The sequence below is a fragment of the Staphylococcus pasteuri genome, assembly GCF_030547725.1.
Classification (GTDB): Bacteria; Bacillota; Bacilli; order Staphylococcales; family Staphylococcaceae; genus Staphylococcus; species Staphylococcus pasteuri.
Map to the genome: position 1 here is coordinate 1 of NZ_JAUOQO010000311.1, position 276 is coordinate 276.

The window sequence follows — 276 nt, forward strand, 5'->3', positions numbered from 1 at the left end:
GCGATATAGCTAACAAACTCGTGTGTAAAATTTTAAACTCTCCATGGACAGGTTATAAAATAGCAGGCTCTTTTGGTGACGAACAAATACAAAACAGCGCTATTTTAGGTGACTTTAATGAAATTGAGGCATACATAAACGAAAATGGCCAAAATATTGATCACATTTGGATAGCTCTTCCGTTATCTGACCAGCTACTGGTTGATCAAATACTGCATAGCCTTCGTAACGCAACACAAACCATTCGGTACATTCCTGACATGCGTGGTTTTAGGC

1 protein-coding gene is annotated in these 276 nt (G+C 38.8%); it reads left to right on the plus strand.

Annotation, left to right across the window (positions count from 1 at the left end):
- Nucleotides 1-20: 20 nt before the first annotated feature.
- The coding region (locus Q4528_RS13790) for a nucleoside-diphosphate sugar epimerase/dehydratase (protein WP_303522134.1) at nucleotides 21-276 on the plus strand (256 nt) is incomplete at its 3' end.